Below are 16769 nucleotides of genomic sequence, written 5' to 3' on the forward strand. Positions count from 1 at the left end.
CGGGATCGCGTCCCGGCCCCGGGCGGGGGACCGTCACGGACCGGGCGGCAAGGGGCGTGGATCGCTGGTGATCCTGCGCACCTGCGGCCGTCCGGGGGTGTCCTGAAGGGCCAGGGTGACCTCGGTCACGTGGACGGCCAGATCGCGCATCGGCCCCATGGGCGCGCCGGATCGCAAGGCGTGGGCCAGCGCCGCGACGCCCCGTCCGAAGTCCATGCGATGCCCGCTTCCCCGCAGGCGGCCGACGCCCAGGCGGCCGATGGCCGTCACCCGCTGCCCCAGCATGGCACCGGGCGCCCAGCGCGACAGCACCCGTTGCTCGACCTTGCGGCGCAGGCGCTGACCGAAGGCGGCGCCGGTGCGGGTCAGGCGCACCGGGCTGTCGTACTCCCACACGTCGCTGACGCTCAGCACCCCGTGTTCGCCCACCACCCGCAGCGACCGGTTCATGGGCGCCAGGATGCTACAGCTCAGGCGGGCCATGATGCCCTCGTCGAACTCCAGCACCCCGAAGGACAGATCCGGCCCCTGGGGTTCGCCAGACAGCCCGGGCGTCTTGTCCGGCAGGCGCAGCCCGGCCAGCGCCGTGACCCGGCGCACCGGCCCGAACAGGGTGACCAGCGGCGCGATCTGGTAGCCGGCGTGCTCCATGACGCAGCCGCAGGCGAACTCGTCGCGGGCGGGCCAGGGCGCCCCGGAGGCGCTCCGCCAGGTCTCGTAGCGCAGGCCCGGGATCATGCCGTCGTCCATCTCGGCATGGGCCAGCAGCGGGCGGCCGATGCGCTGGGCGCGGAGCGCGGCGGTCAGGGCATGCACGGCCTCGCTCAGGTGATTGCAGGGCGCGGCGGCCAGGCCCAGGCCGGCCTTGCGGGCCTGCTCGGCGAGGGCGCGGGCACCGTCCAGCGATGTGTCAAGGGGCTTTTCGGAGTAGACGGCCTTGCCGGCCTCCAGCGCGGCGCGGGTCACCTCCGCGTGGCTCGCCGGGTTGGTCAGGTTGACGACGATCTCCACGTCCGGGTCGGCCAGCAGGGCGGCGCGGTCCGGATAGGCATGGACGCCATGATGAAGCGCGAAGGTCTCCAGCCGCGCCGGATCCCGATCATACACCCCGGTCAGGCACAGCCCCCGTTGGGCCGGCAGCGTCTGCAGGTACAGGTCGGCGACGAAGCCGCAGCCGATGAAGGCGATGCCCGTGGACTTGGGCTTGGGATGCGTCATGGCGTGGTCCTTCCGCTGGCCGGAGCGGTGGCGTGCGCGGGGCGGCGCTCCATCTGGTACACGCCGACCTTGCGCCGCCAGGCCAGCTTGCCCAGGCCCAGCACCAGGCTGACCAGAACCCGACGGCGGCGTGGACGCGACAGGACCGGAGTCAGCGGCAGCAGAAGAGAATACACCATAACCTGCACCACGGCCCGACTCGCGATTTTCGCGAACCGCCGGCGTGGGCGCGGGTCGTTCTTGACCGCTGCCGTGGTGAAGCCCTGGGCCCCGGCAAACGCCCGCAGAAGCTGATAGCGCAGCCCCAGACGCGCAGCTGGGACACGGCCGCGCACCAACGCCTCGGCACACCAGGCGACGCGCCGCCCGCGCCGTTCCAGGCGCATGAGCAGGTCCAGGTCCTCGCCGCCGCAGCCCCCGAAGGCGGGATCGAAGGGCGCGGGATCGGTGAGCGTGGTGGCCACGCGCCACAGCGTGTTCTCGGTCCCGATGACGATGCTCTGCGTCCGCGCCGGGCCGTCGATGGTGATCGGCGTGCCGCTGGGCGCCTCCATGTCGCGGCGGCACCACCAGCAGGTCTCGGCATCCGCCCTGGTGATCCCCTCGGTCTCGTCCAGCCCGACAAACACCGGGTGCACAGGCCCGGCCACCACGTCCGCGCCACTGGCGGCCAGGGTGTCCACCAGGGCGTCCAGCCAGCCGGGGTCCGGGTCCAGGTCGTCGTCGAGGAAAGCCACCAGGGGCGCGCGCGCCGCCGCCACGCCGGTGTTGCGGGCGACCGAGATGTTGGGCGGCGCCGCCGGCACCACCCGCAGCGGCACGCCCCGCGCCCGCGCCCGATCCCTCGTGGTCCCGTCCCTCGTGATCCCAGCGAGCGTCGACCGGGCATAGCCCTCGGGGCTGTTGTCGGCGACGACGATCTCATACGGCAGGTCGCGCCGGGTGGCGTTCTCCAGGCAGCCCCGCACGGTGACCACCAGCAGGTCCGGCCGGTTGTAGGTGCACACCACCACCGTCACGGCCGGCGCCGTGGTCACGGCGGCGGTGGTTTCGGGGGTGGTTTCGGGGGTGGTTTCGGGGATGGTCGCGCCCGGGGCGATCATGGGCGTGTCTCCGGCGGCGTAACGACGACGGCGCGAGCCAGGCCGTCCTCCAGCAAGACCCGGGGCCGCCAGTCCAGGCGGGCCTCGGCCCGGTCGGTGGGGTAGTCGGCCTTGAGCGCGAACAGGCGGAGTTCGCTGGCGGCGGGCGCGGCATCCAGGATCGGCCGCAGCCAGGGACGCAGCGGCGGCAGCAGCCGCGCCAACACCTTCGCCGGCAACGCCGCGCGCATGCGGCGGCGCACGGTGGCCGGGTCCAGGGACGGCAGCGGCGGTGCCCCCAGATGCGCCGCCAGCCGCGTGAAGTAGGCATTCCAGGTCAGGCGCTCCGGCCCATTGACGAACAGCGCCTCGCCATGGGGCCGGCCCGCGTCCAGCGCGGCGGCGGCGGCGGCGGCCACGTCTTCCACGTGTACGGGATGGCAGGTGCCCTCGCCCAGCGGGCCGAACGTCCCCCAGCGGCCCGAGCGGATGCGCCGGGCCATGCCGTCGATCCAGAGGGCACTGCCCGGGCCGTAGACGATGGTGGGCCGCAGCAGCGTGACGGCGGGCGCGCCGGCCTCCCGGCCCAGGGCGATGAACACGCGCTCGGCCTCGGCCTTGGCGCCGGCGTAGTCTCGGCGGCCGGTGACCAGCGGGGCGTCCTCGGTCAGGCGGCCTTCGGCCTCGCCGTGCACGGCGATGGAACTGATGGCGACGACGCGGCGCACACCGGCGCGCCGCGCCTGCTCCATGAGGACGCGGGCGCCGCCCACCGTCGTCGTCCAGTCACCGACGGCGCAGTGGACCACGGCGTCGCAGCCGTCCAGGGCCGCCCGAATCGACGCCGGATCCCGCACATCGGCCCGCGTCACCGCCACGCCGGGCTCGTCGTCCCGGAACGGCGCGTCGTCGGGCCGCCGCACGCCGGCCCGCACCCGGGTGCCTTGACGCGCCGCCAGGGTTCGCGTGACGTGGCGGCCCAGGAAGCCGGCCGCGCCCGTGACCAGGAAGGTGGGCATCCGTCGTCCTTCGTGTCGCGGCCACGGGGGCCGGGTCGGCGGCGGGCGGGCGCCGGACGGCCGCGCGCGATCAGCGATCGGCGTCGGGCACGCTCCGCATCCGGCGGACCTTGCGTTCCACCCGATCAAGGATGGCATTGCGGCGCCCCAGCGGCATCCCGGTGCGCGATTGCAGGGTCACCCCCAGGTGGCGGTCGTCGAGGTCGTCGATGAAGCGGTCGACCTCATCATCCTTCATCAGGTCATAGTCCCAGGTTGTCAAATAAAGGTGGTCGGGCGTCGGCACCTGAGCCTCGGGGTGGTCGGCCCTGAAGGCCTCCACGAAGACGCCGTACAGGTGGTATTCGCTGATCTGCGGGTAGCGGGCCAGGGCCAGCCACCAGGGCAGGCCCGTGGCCTCGGTGATGCGCTCCAGCATCGCCAGCGCGAAGGGCCGGTGCCAGGAAATGAAGTCGCCGATGAAGTTGTCGCCATTGTAGGGCTCGGGCGGCAGCCCCAGAAGCCGCCGCGCGCTTTCGTCCCACGAGCGATGGCTGGGGAAGTGGCCGCAGACGTCACGCTCCGCCATCAGCCGCAGGCGCCCGTCGATCAGGAAGGTCTCCCGCGTCATGGGCTTGACCAGCATGGTGTCGGAGTCCGCGTAGACCAGGATGTCCGCCCGGGTGTGCAACGCCGCGCCGATCTTGAGAATCTGTTGAAGGATCCAGCCCCGGATCGGCCAGGTCCGGGCGGACACCCAGATCTCCCGCCGGGACGGCAGCGGGTTGAGCCAGGACGGCACGCGGCGGAACTGATGGTCCAACGCGTCCTCCGTCAGCACCAGCCGGGCGCGGTCGCTGAGCAAGGGGCGAATCGTTTCCGCGTCGGCCCGGCCGGTGAACACCAAGTGTTCGACGTCCGGTCCGGCATAGGTCTGCACACTGTCGCTGAGACGCCGGAACAGCTCGCGCTCCGGCCGGTAGGTGGGGGTCACCAGGCATACCTTGGGATCGGCCCCGCGCGAATCCGCCGGATCGGGACGGTCGTGGTCGTGGCGTGGCATGAAGTCCCTCTCGTGGCGGCATGACCGGCGGGGCACCGGGCGCGACGGCCGCCGGATCACCGCGCCGGCCGGGATCCGAGCCAGACCCCGCGCGGACGACCCTCATACTGCCCCGCCGTTCCGGGACGGGAAAGCCCCAAATCCTGGCGATTCAGGCGGTTCTCACGATCGGACGGCCGCCGACGATCGCAACCCGGTCGCCGGCGGCGCCGAGCAGTCATTGCGAGGTCTTCCAAGGCGAGGCCTTGCGGCCGCCCATGCGGTCATCCGGTCCGCGCGTGTCGCGGCGCCGTCACCGCATGCCCTTGTGGAAAGCGCCATCGCTCGGCCATGACGACCACCAGCACGAAGATCTGGTTGGCCAGGTGGACGCGGCTCAGAAGCGCCGTTTCCATGAGGTTGTAGATCGCCAGCGTGACCAGCAGTGAAAAGGCGAAGGCCACCGCCGTCCAGGTCTCCCGATCACCCCGGGTGGCGATCATCAGGGACACCATGCGCGCCAGGCTCCGCCCCACCACGACCAGCAGCCCCACGAGGCCGGGCAGGCCGGCCTGCAGAAGGATGTCCAGGTAGCCGTTGTGGGCCTGGTTGATCACGCCCAGTTCCACCGAGGCCAGCCAGGACCGGGCCTCACGCAGCGGATCGTTCGCCGCCCCCACGTCCCAGAACGACCCGTAGCCGCTGCCCAGGATCGGGGCGTGGGTGATGTGGTCCCACACGAACGCCCAGATGTCGGTGCGCGAGGTGAACGTCGGGTCGCCCACCAGCACCTCCAGCATCTCCGGCGTGCCCCAGCCCAGAAGCCCCGAGACGAACAGGAACAGCGCCACCACCAGCGCGGCCGCCAGCACCAGCGCCACGCCGAGGATCCGGCCGAAGGACAGGCCGGCCGCCAGCGGCAGGACAAAGACCAGGAAAAGAGCCACCAGCCCCAGCGAGGTCTTGGAGCGGGTCAGCACCAGGAAGATCAGGAACAGCGCCAGGGTGGCCAGCGCCATCAGGGCGGCGCCCCGTGTCGGCGCCCGCAGCCCGACGAACACGAACAGCACCACGCCCATCATGCCGATCGCCCCGGCGATGTTCTTCTGCCCGTGCATGCCCGCAGCACCCAGTTCGGTCATGGCCAGATGCGGCACCACGAACACCGACACCAGATCCACCAGGATGACGCCCTGAAAGCACAGGCCCATGACCCCCAGCACCTGCCAGGGCGACCGCGCGCCGCTGGCGATGCCCAGCGCGATCAGGTAGCCGATGATCAGGAACGCCGTGCGCTTGAGGGTCAGGGCCGGAAACTCGGCCCAGGCGACGGAGGCCAGGAACCACGCGAGCGTCAGCGCCAGCGGCCACGTGCGGGCCAGCAGGTGCAGGGCCAGGTGGCGCCGCTCGATCAGAACGACCATGGACAGGCCCAGCATCGCCAGCATCAGCAGGGTGTCCAGCGAGCCCCCCTCCACCGTCATGTCGCCGCCGATCTGCGCGGGCCAGGGGTCGGTGGGCACGAGCGTCGTCAAGGTAAAGGCCACCACCAGCAGCGCCAGCACCAGGGGCCGGTAGGGCGTGACCGCCTGGGCCACCGCCAGTTGGCCCAGGCTCCACGGCATGGGCGGTGGCTCCAGGGCCGCGATCGGGCGAGACGGGGGACGGGTCATGACCGGTCTCTGATCCGGAGAAGGGGGACGGAGGCCCCGACGCCGTCAGCATGCCGCGTCGCGCGCGCCGGAGCAACGCGAGGACGGCACGTCCGGGTCCACCCGTTACATTTCGAGAACCATAAAAATGTCACGCACGGCCGCGCGCGATGCGCATAAGATCGCGCCATGACACCGACGCTGATCGCGACCCTGCTGGCCGCCCTGGCCGCCGAGCCCCGCGTGCGCGCCGTGCGCGCCATGGCGGCCGCCGGGGCCCGTGGCGTGAGCGCCGGCGATCTGGCGACGCTGTGCCGCGTGGCCCCGTCTACCATGTCGTTTCACCTGAACCACCTGCGGCTGGCCGGTCTGGTCGAAAACCGGCGCGAGGGCCGCGCGCTCCACTACATCGTCAACCTCGGCGCCCTGGAGGCGCTGGGAACCAGCCTGATGCGGGGCTTCGCGCCGGACGGCCACCCCGCCCCGTCGATGGAAGGACCGGCCGTGACCACGCCCGACACTCCCCTGAACGTCTTGTTCCTGTGCACCGGCAACTCGGCCCGCAGCCTGATCGCCGAAGCCGTCCTGGCGCATGCCGGCGCCGGCCGCTTCCGCGCGTTCTCGGCCGGATCGCATCCTCGCGGCGCGCCGCATCCCGAGGCCCTGGCCACGCTGCGGCGGGCGAGATACCCCACGGACGGCCTGCGCTCCAAGAGCTGGGACGAGTTCGCGACCGATGACGCGCCGGCCCTCGATTTCGTGTTCACGGTCTGCGACGCCGCCGCCGCCGAGACCTGCCCGGTCTGGCCGGGCCAGCCCGTGACCGCGCACTGGGGGGTGCCCGACCCGGCCGCCTTCCAAGGCACCGAGGCGGCCACCGCCGCCGTGTTCAACGATACCCTGCGGATGCTGTCCAACCGCGTCCTTCTGTTCCTCAGCCTGCCCCTGGCATCGCTGGACCGGCTGAGCCTGCAACGGCGCGTCTCGGCGATCGGCGCCATGGCCCGCGATCCCCAGGCGACAGACGCGCCGGCCCCCGCGAAGGCCCCCGGGACATGAGCGGCGACGGCCCCGCCGACGACGGTAGCCTCGGCGTCTTCGGGCGGTTCCTGACGCTGTGGGTGGCCCTGGCCATGGCCGCCGGCGTGGCCCTGGGCACCGGGGTTCCGGGCCTGTTCGACGCGGTCGCTGCCCTGGAAGTGGCCCGCGTCAACCTGGTCGTGGGGGTGCTCATCTGGGTGATGATCTTCCCCATGATGGTCAACGTGGATCTGGCCAGCCTGGGGCACATAGGCGACCGGCCCAAGGGGCTGGTGATCACCTTGGTGGTCAACTGGCTCATCAAACCCTTCACGATGCTGGCCCTGGGCATTCTGTTCCTGGAGATCCTGTTCGCGGACCTGATCCCGGCGGACATGGCGCGCGCATATGTGGCCGGCCTGATCCTGCTGGGGGCCGCCCCGTGCACGGCCATGGTCTTCGTCTGGAGCCACCTGGCGCGGGGGGACCCCACCTACACCCTGGTTCAGGTGTCGGTGAACGACCTGATCCTGGTGCTGGCCTTCGCGCCGCTGGTCGCGCTCCTGCTGGGCGTCGCCGACGTGGACGTACCCTGGGAGACGCTGTTGCTGTCGGTGGGGTTGTACGTGGTCATCCCGCTGGCCGCCGGCCTCCTGGCGCGCCGGGTGCTGCTGGCGCGGGGCGGACCGGCGCGGGTGACCGCCTTCACCGAGGCGGTCAAGCCGGCCACGGTCCTCGGTCTGCTGGCCACCGTGGTGCTGCTGTTCGGCTTCCAGGGCACCGTGATCCTGACGCAGCCGCTGACCATCGCCCTGATCGCCGTGCCGCTCCTGGTACAGGGCTACGGCATCTTCGCCGTGGCCTATGTCTGGGGATGGCTGTGGCGGGTGCCATTCGCGGTGGCCGCGCCGGCGGCCCTGATCGGCACGTCCAACTTCTTCGAATTGGCGGTGGCGGTGGCCATCGGCCTGTTCGGGCTCCAGTCCGGCGCCGCCCTGGCCACCGTGGTGGGCGTGCTGGTGGAGGTGCCGGTCATGCTGTCGCTGGTGGCCTTGACCCGGCGCACCCGGCACCTGTTCCCGGCGGGCGCGGCACGTCCGTCATGAGCCACTCACGACCTGGGCCATGGCCGTCAGCACCAGGCACAGGATCACGCCGCTGGTCAGCGCCAGGCGCAGCCCCAGCCACCAGCCGGGCACCAGGCGCATGTCGCGCATGCGCTTGTCCAGCACCAGTTGCCCCAGGAAGGCCAGCGCCAGCAGCGAGTACCCGTGCGGGCTGTTCAGGAACAGGGCCGACCAGCCCACCAGCGGCGGAAGGGCGCTGAGGGCGAACAGTTCGACGGCGTTCTCCTCCGTCAGGCGCTGGCTGACGGACGCCGCCACCCCCCAGACGATGCCGCCCAGAAACGACAGGATGAGCGCGCCATAGGTCAGCACGGCGAAGGCGGCGGTCTCGGCCAGCGGCGGGTGCCCCGCCCAGGACAGGCCGGCGCCGGCCAGAAAGGGCAACAGGCCGGCGGCACTCAACCAGACGACGGGGGCGGGAACGGGCGAACCGGAACGCATGGGCAAGAGGCTCCTTGACGGGACGGGCCTTGGGACACAACCGACGATCCCGCCGGGCAGCCTAGAAGACTTCCGGCGCCCTGCCCATCCCGGATGGACGATGCCTCAGGGTCCGGCGGCGCTGGCCCGGGGGCCCGTCTCCAGCACCTCGCGGGCCACGCTCAGGGCGCGGCCCAGGCGATCCGGGCTCACCTCGGCGCCCAGGCACAGGCGCACCGCCTCGGGCGGCGCGCCCGATCCCACGTGGAACGTGGAGGCCGCCAGGACGACGACACCGCGCGCCGCCACCGCGTCGCGGTAGGTCTCCGCCCGCCAGGGCGGCGGCAAGGGCAACCAGATGTGAAAGGCCCCCGGACCGCTGATCCAGGGCAGGCCGCGCAAGGCGGTCTCGGCCACCTGGCGGCGCGCGGCCACCGCCGTCCGCTGTGCCTGAATCAGGCGGTCCGCCTGCCCCCCGGCCATCCAGCGCGCGGCGATCTCCACCATCAGCGGCGGCGCCATCCACAGGCTGGCCCGCACCGACACCGCGAACCGCGCCCTGAGCGGCGTCGGCACCACCGCGAAACCCGTGCGCAGGCCGGGCGCCAGCACCTTGGAGGTCCCGGCCAGGAACAGCGTGCGTTCGGGGATCAGGGCGGCGATCGGCGGGGGCCGTTGGGGCGCCAGCAGGCCGTAGATGTCATCCTCGATCACCCACAGGTCGCGCCGCCGGGCAACCTCGGCCAGGGCCTCGCGGCGGGCCTGGGAAAACGTCAGCCCGAGCGGGTTTTGCAGCGTCGGCACGCAGAACAGCGCCCGCGCCCCGGTGCGTCGCGCCGCCGCGTCCAGCGAGTCGGGCACCAGGCCGTCGTCGTCCAGGGCCACGGGTTCCAGGGTCAGGCCCAGGCGTTCGGCCATCAGCTTCAGGCCGGGAAAGGTGAGCGACCCGCACAGCACCGTCTCGCCCGGGCGGGTCAGGGTCATCAGCGACACCGTCAGGGCGTGCTGGACCCCGGCGGTGACCACCACCGAGCCGGGATCCGCCGGCAAGCCGGAGCGCGCGGCCCAGCGCGCCCCGGCCTCGCGATGATGGGGCATGCCGAGATCCGGCTGATAGGCCAAGAGCGACGCCAGGTCACGGGGATCGGCGGCCAGTTCGGTCAGGGTCTGGGCAAGAAGGGCCTCGGCCCCCACCGGCACCGGCAGGTTGGGGCCGAGATCCACCGTGCGCTCCTCGGCATCGGGGGTCGCGCACCAGGGGGTATCCGGCCGGACGGCGGTGAATCCTGGCCAGGGCATGTCCGCCCCATGGCCGGCCCCGACCAGGGCGGCGGCGTCGCGCCGCGTCGCCGGATCGGTCACGAAGGTGCCACGCCCCACCGTGCCCGTTACCAGGCCGCGCCGGCGCGCCTCGGCATAGGCCCGGGTGATGGTGGTGACCGTGACTCCCAGCGCCTCGGCCAGGTCCCGGTGGGTGGGCAGGCGCACTCCGGGGGTCAGCCGGCCGGCGGCGATATCGGTGGCCAGGGCATCGGCGATGGCCTGATAGACCGGTCCCTCGCCGGACAGGGCCGGCGGGCGCCATGGCGCGGAGAGGGTGCCCTGGGCGGCGGGGGCGTTGGTCATGAGCGGGGCTCCGAGGGTAGTAGATTGTACGTAGGACAATAAACGCATTGACAGGGTGACAATGTCAAGCACACTGAGACCATGGATCCGCCGTTTCCGGACGCGGACCCGTCCTCCCGGGCCGGCGCGGATCCCCGGACCCGCCCGACGGCACACCCGATGCCGGCTCCCGTTCCCTTTCGGAGGCTCTCATGCCCAGCCTGCCCCTGTTCCAGGTTGACGCCTTCGCCGATCGTCCCTTCACCGGCAACCCGGCCGCCGTGGTGCCCTTGACGACCTGGCCGGACGACGCGCTGCTTCAGGCCATCGCCGCCGAGAACAACCTGTCGGAAACGGCCTTCCTGGTGCCCGAGACGGATCCGTCCGCCGACACCGACGACCATTTGCGCTGGTTCACCCCGACGGTGGAGGTGGACCTGTGCGGCCATGCGACCCTGGCCGCCGCCTGGGTGGTGATGACCCAAATGCGGCCGGACACGCGCCGCGCGCGGTTCCGCACCCGCTCCGGCACGCTGACGGTGACGCGCGCCGAGGCCCGCGCCGACGCGGCCCTGTCCTTGGACGTCCCGGCACGACCGCCCCAGGCCGCGACCGCCCCACCGGACGGTCTGGCCGAGGCCCTGGGCGCGCCGCCGATCGAGGTCCTGGAGGCGCCCGAGGCCCTGCTGGCCGTGGTCGCCGACGCCGACACCGTGCGGGGATTGACGCCGGACATGCGCGCCCTGGCCCGGTTTCTGGGCGCGCGCTTCGCCATCGTCACGGCCCCGGCCGATCACCCGGGCGCCGACGACCCGGGCATCGACGACCCGGGCGCCGACGACTTCGTCTCCCGCGTCTTCGCCCCCGGCCATGACATCGACGAGGACCCCGTCACGGGCGCCGCCCATTGTACCCTGGCGCCCTACTGGGCGGCGCGGCTGGGCCGGCGGGAGGTCACGGGCTTCCAGGCATCGGCGCGCGGCGGCCGGGTCCGCTGCCGCCTGGCAGGCGACCGGGTCATCCTCTCCGGCACCGTGGTCCCCATCCTGTCCGGCCAGTTCACGCTTCCCGACGCCCCACCTGGAGTGCGCACGCCATGACGGCCCTCGCCCCCGTTCCCCCCATCGCCCGGCCCGCCGCGCTGGTCACCCGGACCGGCCTTGAGTCGGCCGCCGACCTGCTGGCCGGCCTGCTGCCGCCGACGCCGCAGATCGCCTGGCCGCTGCTGGCCGAGGCCTGCGGCTGCACGGTCTGGGTCAAGCACGAGAACCACAACCCCACCGGCGCCTTCAAGGTGCGCGGCGGCCTGGTCTACATGACGCACCTGCGCGCCGAGCGCCCGGGCCTGGCCGGGGTGGTGTCGGCCACGCGCGGCAACCACGGGCAGTCCGTGGCGCTGGCGGCGCGGCGCGTGGGGCTGACGGCCACCATCGTGGTGCCCCATGGCAACAACCCGGAGAAGAACGCCGCCATGCGCGCCTATGGCGCGACCCTGGTGGAGCACGGCGACGACTTCATCGAGGCCGCCGCCCACGCCGAGAGCCTGGCCCGCGCCGAGGCCCTGCACATGGTGCCCCCGTTCCACCCCTGGCTGGTGGCCGGCGTCGGTACCTATGGCGTCGAGTTCCTGTCCGCCGTCCCCGACCTGGACGCCGTGTTCGTGCCCGTCGGCATGGGCTCGGGCATCTGCGGCCTGCTGTCGGCGCGCGATGCCCTGGGCCACAAGGCACGGGTCTATGGGGTGGTCAGCGAGACCGTGGACGCTTATCGTCGGTCGTTCCTGGCGGGCGGGCCGGTGGCCTGCGAGTCCGCCGACACCCTTGCCGACGGCATCGCCGTGCGCGTGCCCCGGGCCGAGCCCGTGGAGGCCATCTGCCGCGAGGTCGAGGACGTGCTGGTGGTCTCCGACGACGAGATCCTGGAGGCCATGGGGCTGATGTTCACCGCCACCCACAACGCCGCCGAGGGCGCCGGGGCGGCGCCGCTGGCCGCCCTGCGGCGGTATGGCGCCGATCTGGGCCTGACCGGCAAGCGGGTGGGCCTGGTGCTGTCGGGCGGCAACGCCGACCGGGCGCTGTTCACCCGCGCGCTGGCCGCCGCGCCGGGGTGAGGATCAAGACAGGACGAGGATCATGACAGAAGAGCTGTTCCGCCAGGACGCCTACCTGAGAACCTGCGAGGCCACCGTCACCGCCGCCGGACCGCAGGGCATCCGGCTCGACCGGACGGTGTTCTACCCGCTCGGCGGCGGCCAGCCGGGCGACACCGGCCGGCTGGTGCTGGCCGGCGGCGACGCGGTGACGATCGTCGACACCCGCAAAGCGCCCGAGGGGGACGGCATCGTTCATGTGCCCGAGGACGGCGCCGCGCTGCCCGATGTGGGCGCGACGGTGACGGCGGAGATCGACTGGGAGCGCCGCCATCGCCTGATGCGCATGCACACCTGCCTGCACCTGCTGTCCTCGCTGGTGGCCGGCGGCGTCACCGGCGGCAACGTGGGCGACGGCAAGGGGCGCCTCGACTTCGACCTGCCCGAGAAGACCGTGGACAAGGGGAGCCTGACCGAGGCCCTCACGGCCCTCATCGCCCGGGATGCCCCCGTCTCCATGCGCTGGATCACCGACGCGGAGCTGGACGCGCGCCCCGACCTGGTGCGCACCATGTCCGTCCAGCCGCCCCGGGGCGCCGGCACGGTGCGCCTCTTGGAGATCGACGGGATCGACCTGCAACCCTGCGGCGGCACCCATGTCGCCCGCACCGGCGAGATCGGCCCCGTCGTGGTCACCAAGATCGAGAAGAAGGGCAAGCACAACCGCCGCATCAACCTCGCGTTCGCCGAGGGGTAGGGTCCGTCGACCATCACGGCGCGGTCAGGACTCGTCCAGCAGCCGCTCGATCACCGCCGCCGCGTCGGCCGCGCCGGTGGGGCGGGGCGCCGGGCCCGGGACCGGCTGGTCGAGCAGCGCCGCCAGGTCATCGACGATCGCGCCGGACCCGAGGGACTCGGCGGTGACCGCGCGCAAGGGTGTGTGCCGCGCCAGCCAGTCCCTCAGGTACGGCTGTTCGGGCCAGCCATCGGTGCGCGGGAGATACAGGGTGGGGCGCTGGCACAGGCCGCACTCCATGGTCATGCCGTACCCCAGCTTGGTGACCACGGCGTCGCAGGACGCGAGGATGTCCGGGAACGTCCAGTCCGGAAGGCGGTCCATGTCGTGGGCGTCGGGGTGGTCGGCGGCCACGCCACCCCGCACCAACCAGCGCCAGCCCGTGCCGCGCGGCCAGGCGGCCAGATCCAGGCCGGAGGCCACGCCGCCGAAGGTGACCAGGGCCAGGCGGACCGCGCCGTCCACGCCCAGGTCCCGGCGCAGCGCGTCCGGACAGGCGCGGCCCGGCGCCCCCACGGGACCGATGGGCAGCCGATTGGGCCGATCCCGGAGGGGCATCGCGCCCTCGGCCACCAACACCGCCCGGGCACCGTCGTAGGCCGCGTCCATGGTGGCCAGACTCGCCGCGGCCTCCGGACGATCGGCGAAGTAGTGCCGATAGATCTCCGTCCAGGTGAACGGCCCCAGCGCCAGCGCCGGGACGCCCAGCCGGTGGGCGGCGGCCAGGGCGATGTATCCCACGTTGCTCAAGACCAGATCCGGCGCCTGGGCGGCCATGCGCCGCGCGGCGCGGCCCACCACGGCGTCCCAGTCCGCGTGCAGCGCCCGGTAGCGGGCGGCGCTGGCCTCCGGGTCCAGGGCGGTGGAGTCCACCATGGCGAGGCCGAAGTCGTCGGTCTCCGGGACAAGGGTCACCGGGCCGGCCACGCGGGCGGCGACGATGGGCGCCGGCAGCGTGGTCTCCAGGCTCACGGTCACCTCGGGCCGCCGCGTCCGCAGCGCGTCCAGCACCGCGCCGGTCATGGACAGATGGCCGTAGCCGTGCGGGGTGACGGCGACGTAAAGACGGGCGGCGCGGTCTGGCATGACGGACATCCGGGCGCGGGAGGACAACGGCGGGGCGCGCATCCCGCCGCCCACAAAAACGCCGGCGCCCCCGCGAGGGCGCCGGCTGTCATCATCACCAGCCGGTCACCCGCCGGCGGGCCGGACGCGCGGGCCTACGACTCGTCGTCGTCGTTGTCCCGGTTCTCCCAGGTGGGGCCGGCATCGGTGGCCTTGGCGTCGGGATCGCGATCCAGCAGCTCGATCACCCCCATGGGGGCGGCGTCGCCGTAGCGGAAGCCCGCCTTCAGAACCCGCGTGTAGCCGCCCGGACGGCTCTTGTAGCGCTCGGCCAGGGTCGAGAACAGCTTGGCCACCACCTTGTCATCGCGCAGCACCGCGAACGCCTGACGGCGGGCGTGCAGGTCGCCGCGCTTGCCCAGGGTGATCATTTTCTCGACCATCGGCCGCACTTCCTTGGCCTTGGGCAGCGTGGTCTTGACCTGTTCGTGCTTGAGCACCGACGCGGTCAGGCCGGCGAACAGCGCGCGGCGCTGGCTGGAGGAACGGCCGAACTTGCGGTGAGCGTTGCCATGGCGCATGGCGCTGTCCTTTTCGAGTCGATGCTTCGCGCGCGAAGCGGATCGTGAGCCCCGCCACCACGCCGGCCGTCTCCGTGCGGGCGGACGCGATCATGATCATGGCGGAGGTGGCCCCGGATGGGCCGGGTTCGCGTCGGCGGTCCCGGGCGGGACCGTGACCGGTCACGGCCAGACGGGCGACGCCCGTCCGGGCCGGTCATCAGTACGGTTCTTCGAGCTTCTTGGCCAGGTCCTCGATGTTCTCGGGCGGCCAGTTGGGAATTTCCATGCCCAGGTGCAGGCCCATCTGCGCCAGCACTTCCTTGATCTCGTTCAGCGACTTGCGGCCGAAGTTGGGGGTCCGCAGCATCTCCGCCTCGGTCTTCTGGACCAGGTCGCCGATGTAGATGATGTTGTCGTTCTTCAGGCAGTTGGCGGAGCGCACCGACAGCTCCAGTTCGTCCACCTTGCGCAGCAGGTTCTTGTTGAACGGCAGTTCCTCGTCGTCCCGTTCGGTCGGCGCGGTCTGCGGTTCCTCGAAATTGATGAACAGCTGCAACTGATCCTGAAGAATGCGCGCGGCCAGGGCGACGGCGTCCTCCGGGCTCACCGAGCCGTCGGTCTCCACCTCCATCGACAGCTTGTCGAAGTCGGTGACCTGTCCGACGCGGGTGTTCTCCACCTTGTAGGACACGCGGCGCACCGGGCCGAAGATGGCATCGATGGGCACCAGGCCGATGGGCGCGTCCTCGGGCCGGTTCATGGTGCCGGGGACATAGCCCTTGCCGGTGTTGACGGTGAACTCCATGGACAGGCTGGCGCCCTCGTCCAGGTGGCAGATCACCAGGTCCGGGTTCATGATCTCGATATCGCCGCTGACCTGAATCTGGTTGGCGGTAACCGGCCCCGGCCCGCTGGCCTTCAGCGACATCCGCCGCGGCCCCTCCACGTGCATCCGCACGGCGACGGCCTTGACGTTCAGGATCACGTCGGTGACGTCCTCGCGCACCCCGGGGATGGACGAGAACTCGTGCAGCACGCCATCGATCTGAATGGCGGTGACCGCCGCGCCCTGCAACGAGGACAGCAGAACGCGCCGCAGCGCGTTCCCCAGGGTGATACCGAAGCCGCGCTCAAGAGGCTCGGCCACAACCGTCGCCACGCGCCGGGAATCGGCCCCGGACTGGACGTTGAGCTTGCTGGGCCGGATCAGCTCCTGCCAGTTTTTCTGGATCAACGACATGGCGATATCCTGCAACCGGGGTTGGCGGGTCGTCGGCCCATGCATCGCGCGACGACGGCAGCGGCGGCGGCGATGCGACGGAGGACGGTATCTCCGCTGGCCGCGCCCGCTCCGCTATCAGGGCGGATGGTCACGACCCATGAAAAGGTGGGCGTCGTCGGGCTCTCGCGGGCCAGGGCCGCGACGCCAAGGCCGGTGTCGGCCAAAACCCCGACCGATGGGCCGGGACGTCCGCCGCCCCAACCGACCGTCCGCGCCCTGCGTTGACACGGGACCCGGTGGCGCGGGGAACGACACGAGGGGCAGTGCAGTCGGCGGCGCGCCCTGGTGTCAGGCGGACGCGCGCCCGAACCTCAGACGCGGCGACGCTTGCGCGGCCGGCAACCGTTGTGGGGAATCGGGGTGACATCCCGGATCGAGGTGACGCTGAAGCCCACGGCCTGGAGCGCCCGCAACGCCGACTCACGGCCCGACCCCGGACCCTTGACCTCGACCTCAAGCGTCTTCATGCCGTGTTCCTGGGCCTTGCGGCCGGCATCCTCGGCGGCCACCTGCGCGGCGTAGGGCGTGGACTTGCGCGACCCCTTGAACCCCTGCGAGCCCGCCGACGACCAAGAAATCGCATTGCCCTGGACGTCGGTGATGGTGATCTTTGTATTGTTGAAGCTGGCGTTCACATGCGCGATGCCGGAGGTGATGTTTTTCCGCTCGCGACGCTTGGTCCTCGCTACTGCCTTGGCCATGCCCTGTCGTGCCTCGCCCTATTGCTGCCTGTTTGGATGCCGCCAGAACCACGGATCGTGTCCGGCGTGATGGTGAGTGGTCGGGGATCGTGTCGCGCCGGATCGACCG

General features: G+C 72.1%; 16 protein-coding genes. 5 read left to right on the plus strand and 11 right to left on the minus strand.

Annotated features, from left to right (window positions below):
- Window positions 1-33: 33 nt before the first annotated feature.
- The 5 genes from GGD89_RS08065 to GGD89_RS20370 form a co-directional block, all read right to left on the minus strand.
- Window positions 34-1218 carry a Gfo/Idh/MocA family protein gene (locus GGD89_RS08065; RefSeq protein WP_184043945.1) on the minus strand — a complete coding sequence of 395 codons (1185 nt, stop codon included), beginning with the start codon at window positions 1216-1218 and terminating at the stop codon, window positions 34-36.
- The gene (locus tag GGD89_RS08070) at window positions 1215-2321 is read right to left on the minus strand and encodes a glycosyltransferase family 2 protein (RefSeq protein WP_184043947.1); all 1107 of its coding nucleotides are present in this window, start codon (window positions 2319-2321) and stop codon (window positions 1215-1217) included. The genes GGD89_RS08065 and GGD89_RS08070 overlap by 4 nt, the downstream gene beginning before the upstream one ends.
- On the minus strand, window positions 2318-3319 hold the full coding sequence (locus GGD89_RS08075) for an NAD-dependent epimerase/dehydratase family protein (protein WP_184043949.1): 1002 nt from the start codon (window positions 3317-3319) through the stop codon (window positions 2318-2320). The genes GGD89_RS08070 and GGD89_RS08075 overlap by 4 nt, the downstream gene beginning before the upstream one ends.
- Before the next feature lie 70 nt (window positions 3320-3389).
- Window positions 3390-4361 carry a DUF6492 family protein gene (locus GGD89_RS08080; protein WP_184043951.1) on the minus strand — a complete coding sequence of 324 codons (972 nt, stop codon included), beginning with the start codon at window positions 4359-4361 and terminating at the stop codon, window positions 3390-3392.
- Window positions 4362-4624: 263 nt separating this feature from the next.
- Window positions 4625-6013 (minus strand): O-antigen ligase family protein, encoded by a 1389-nt coding sequence (locus tag GGD89_RS20370; protein WP_184043953.1) that lies wholly within the window; start codon window positions 6011-6013, stop codon window positions 4625-4627.
- A 168-nt stretch (window positions 6014-6181) separates the two neighbouring features.
- Here GGD89_RS20370 and GGD89_RS08090 point away from each other — a divergent pair, with 168 nt between their 5' ends.
- Both GGD89_RS08090 and arsB read left to right on the plus strand, forming a co-directional pair.
- The gene (locus GGD89_RS08090) at window positions 6182-7051 is read left to right on the plus strand and encodes an arsenate reductase/protein-tyrosine-phosphatase family protein (protein ID WP_184043955.1); all 870 of its coding nucleotides are present in this window, start codon (window positions 6182-6184) and stop codon (window positions 7049-7051) included.
- Window positions 7048-8118, plus strand: a complete 1071-nt coding sequence (gene arsB, locus GGD89_RS08095) for an ACR3 family arsenite efflux transporter (RefSeq protein WP_184043957.1) — start codon at window positions 7048-7050, stop codon at window positions 8116-8118. The genes GGD89_RS08090 and arsB overlap by 4 nt, the downstream gene beginning before the upstream one ends.
- On the opposite strand, the gene GGD89_RS08100 is transcribed toward arsB, so the two are convergent.
- Both GGD89_RS08100 and GGD89_RS08105 read right to left on the minus strand, forming a co-directional pair.
- Window positions 8113-8580, minus strand: coding sequence for a DUF3429 domain-containing protein (locus GGD89_RS08100; RefSeq protein WP_184043959.1), 468 nt, complete (start codon window positions 8578-8580; stop codon window positions 8113-8115). The genes arsB and GGD89_RS08100 overlap by 6 nt on opposite strands.
- 105 nt (window positions 8581-8685) lie before the next feature.
- Window positions 8686-10185 (minus strand): aminotransferase-like domain-containing protein, encoded by a 1500-nt coding sequence (locus GGD89_RS08105; RefSeq protein WP_184043961.1) that lies wholly within the window; start codon window positions 10183-10185, stop codon window positions 8686-8688.
- A 191-nt stretch (window positions 10186-10376) separates the two neighbouring features.
- On the opposite strand from GGD89_RS08105, the gene GGD89_RS08110 reads away from it, so the two are divergent.
- From GGD89_RS08110 to GGD89_RS08120, 3 genes are read left to right on the plus strand one after another with little or no spacing between them, the layout of a single operon-like run.
- Entirely contained in the window at window positions 10377-11264 is an 888-nt protein-coding gene (locus GGD89_RS08110; RefSeq protein ID WP_184043963.1) for a PhzF family phenazine biosynthesis protein, read from the plus strand.
- On the plus strand, window positions 11261-12274 hold the full coding sequence (locus GGD89_RS08115) for a threonine dehydratase (RefSeq protein WP_184043965.1): 1014 nt from the start codon (window positions 11261-11263) through the stop codon (window positions 12272-12274). Before GGD89_RS08110 ends, GGD89_RS08115 begins: the two co-directional genes overlap by 4 nt.
- A 22-nt stretch (window positions 12275-12296) precedes the next feature.
- A complete protein-coding gene (locus GGD89_RS08120) occupies window positions 12297-13010 on the plus strand; it encodes an alanyl-tRNA editing protein (RefSeq protein WP_184043967.1) in 714 nt (237 codons plus the stop codon).
- Window positions 13011-13034: 24 nt separating this feature from the next.
- On the opposite strand, the gene GGD89_RS08125 is transcribed toward GGD89_RS08120, so the two are convergent.
- The 4 genes from GGD89_RS08125 to rpsK form a co-directional block, all read right to left on the minus strand.
- Complete coding sequence (locus GGD89_RS08125) at window positions 13035-14135, minus strand: glycosyltransferase family protein (RefSeq protein WP_184043969.1); 1101 nt, start codon at window positions 14133-14135, stop codon at window positions 13035-13037.
- A 134-nt stretch (window positions 14136-14269) separates the two neighbouring features.
- Entirely contained in the window at window positions 14270-14695 is a 426-nt protein-coding gene (gene rplQ / locus GGD89_RS08130) for a 50S ribosomal protein L17 (RefSeq protein WP_184043971.1), read from the minus strand.
- Between the two features lie 199 nt (window positions 14696-14894).
- Window positions 14895-15911, minus strand: a complete 1017-nt coding sequence (locus GGD89_RS08135) for a DNA-directed RNA polymerase subunit alpha (protein WP_184044140.1) — start codon at window positions 15909-15911, stop codon at window positions 14895-14897.
- 359 nt (window positions 15912-16270) lie between these two features.
- Complete coding sequence (gene rpsK, locus GGD89_RS08140) at window positions 16271-16660, minus strand: 30S ribosomal protein S11 (RefSeq protein WP_184043973.1); 390 nt, start codon at window positions 16658-16660, stop codon at window positions 16271-16273.
- Window positions 16661-16769: the final 109 nt, after the last annotated feature.

Origin of the sequence: Roseospira visakhapatnamensis, assembly GCF_014197915.1 — a bacterium.
GTDB classification, from domain to species: Bacteria; Pseudomonadota; Alphaproteobacteria; order Rhodospirillales; family Rhodospirillaceae; genus Rhodospira; species Rhodospira visakhapatnamensis.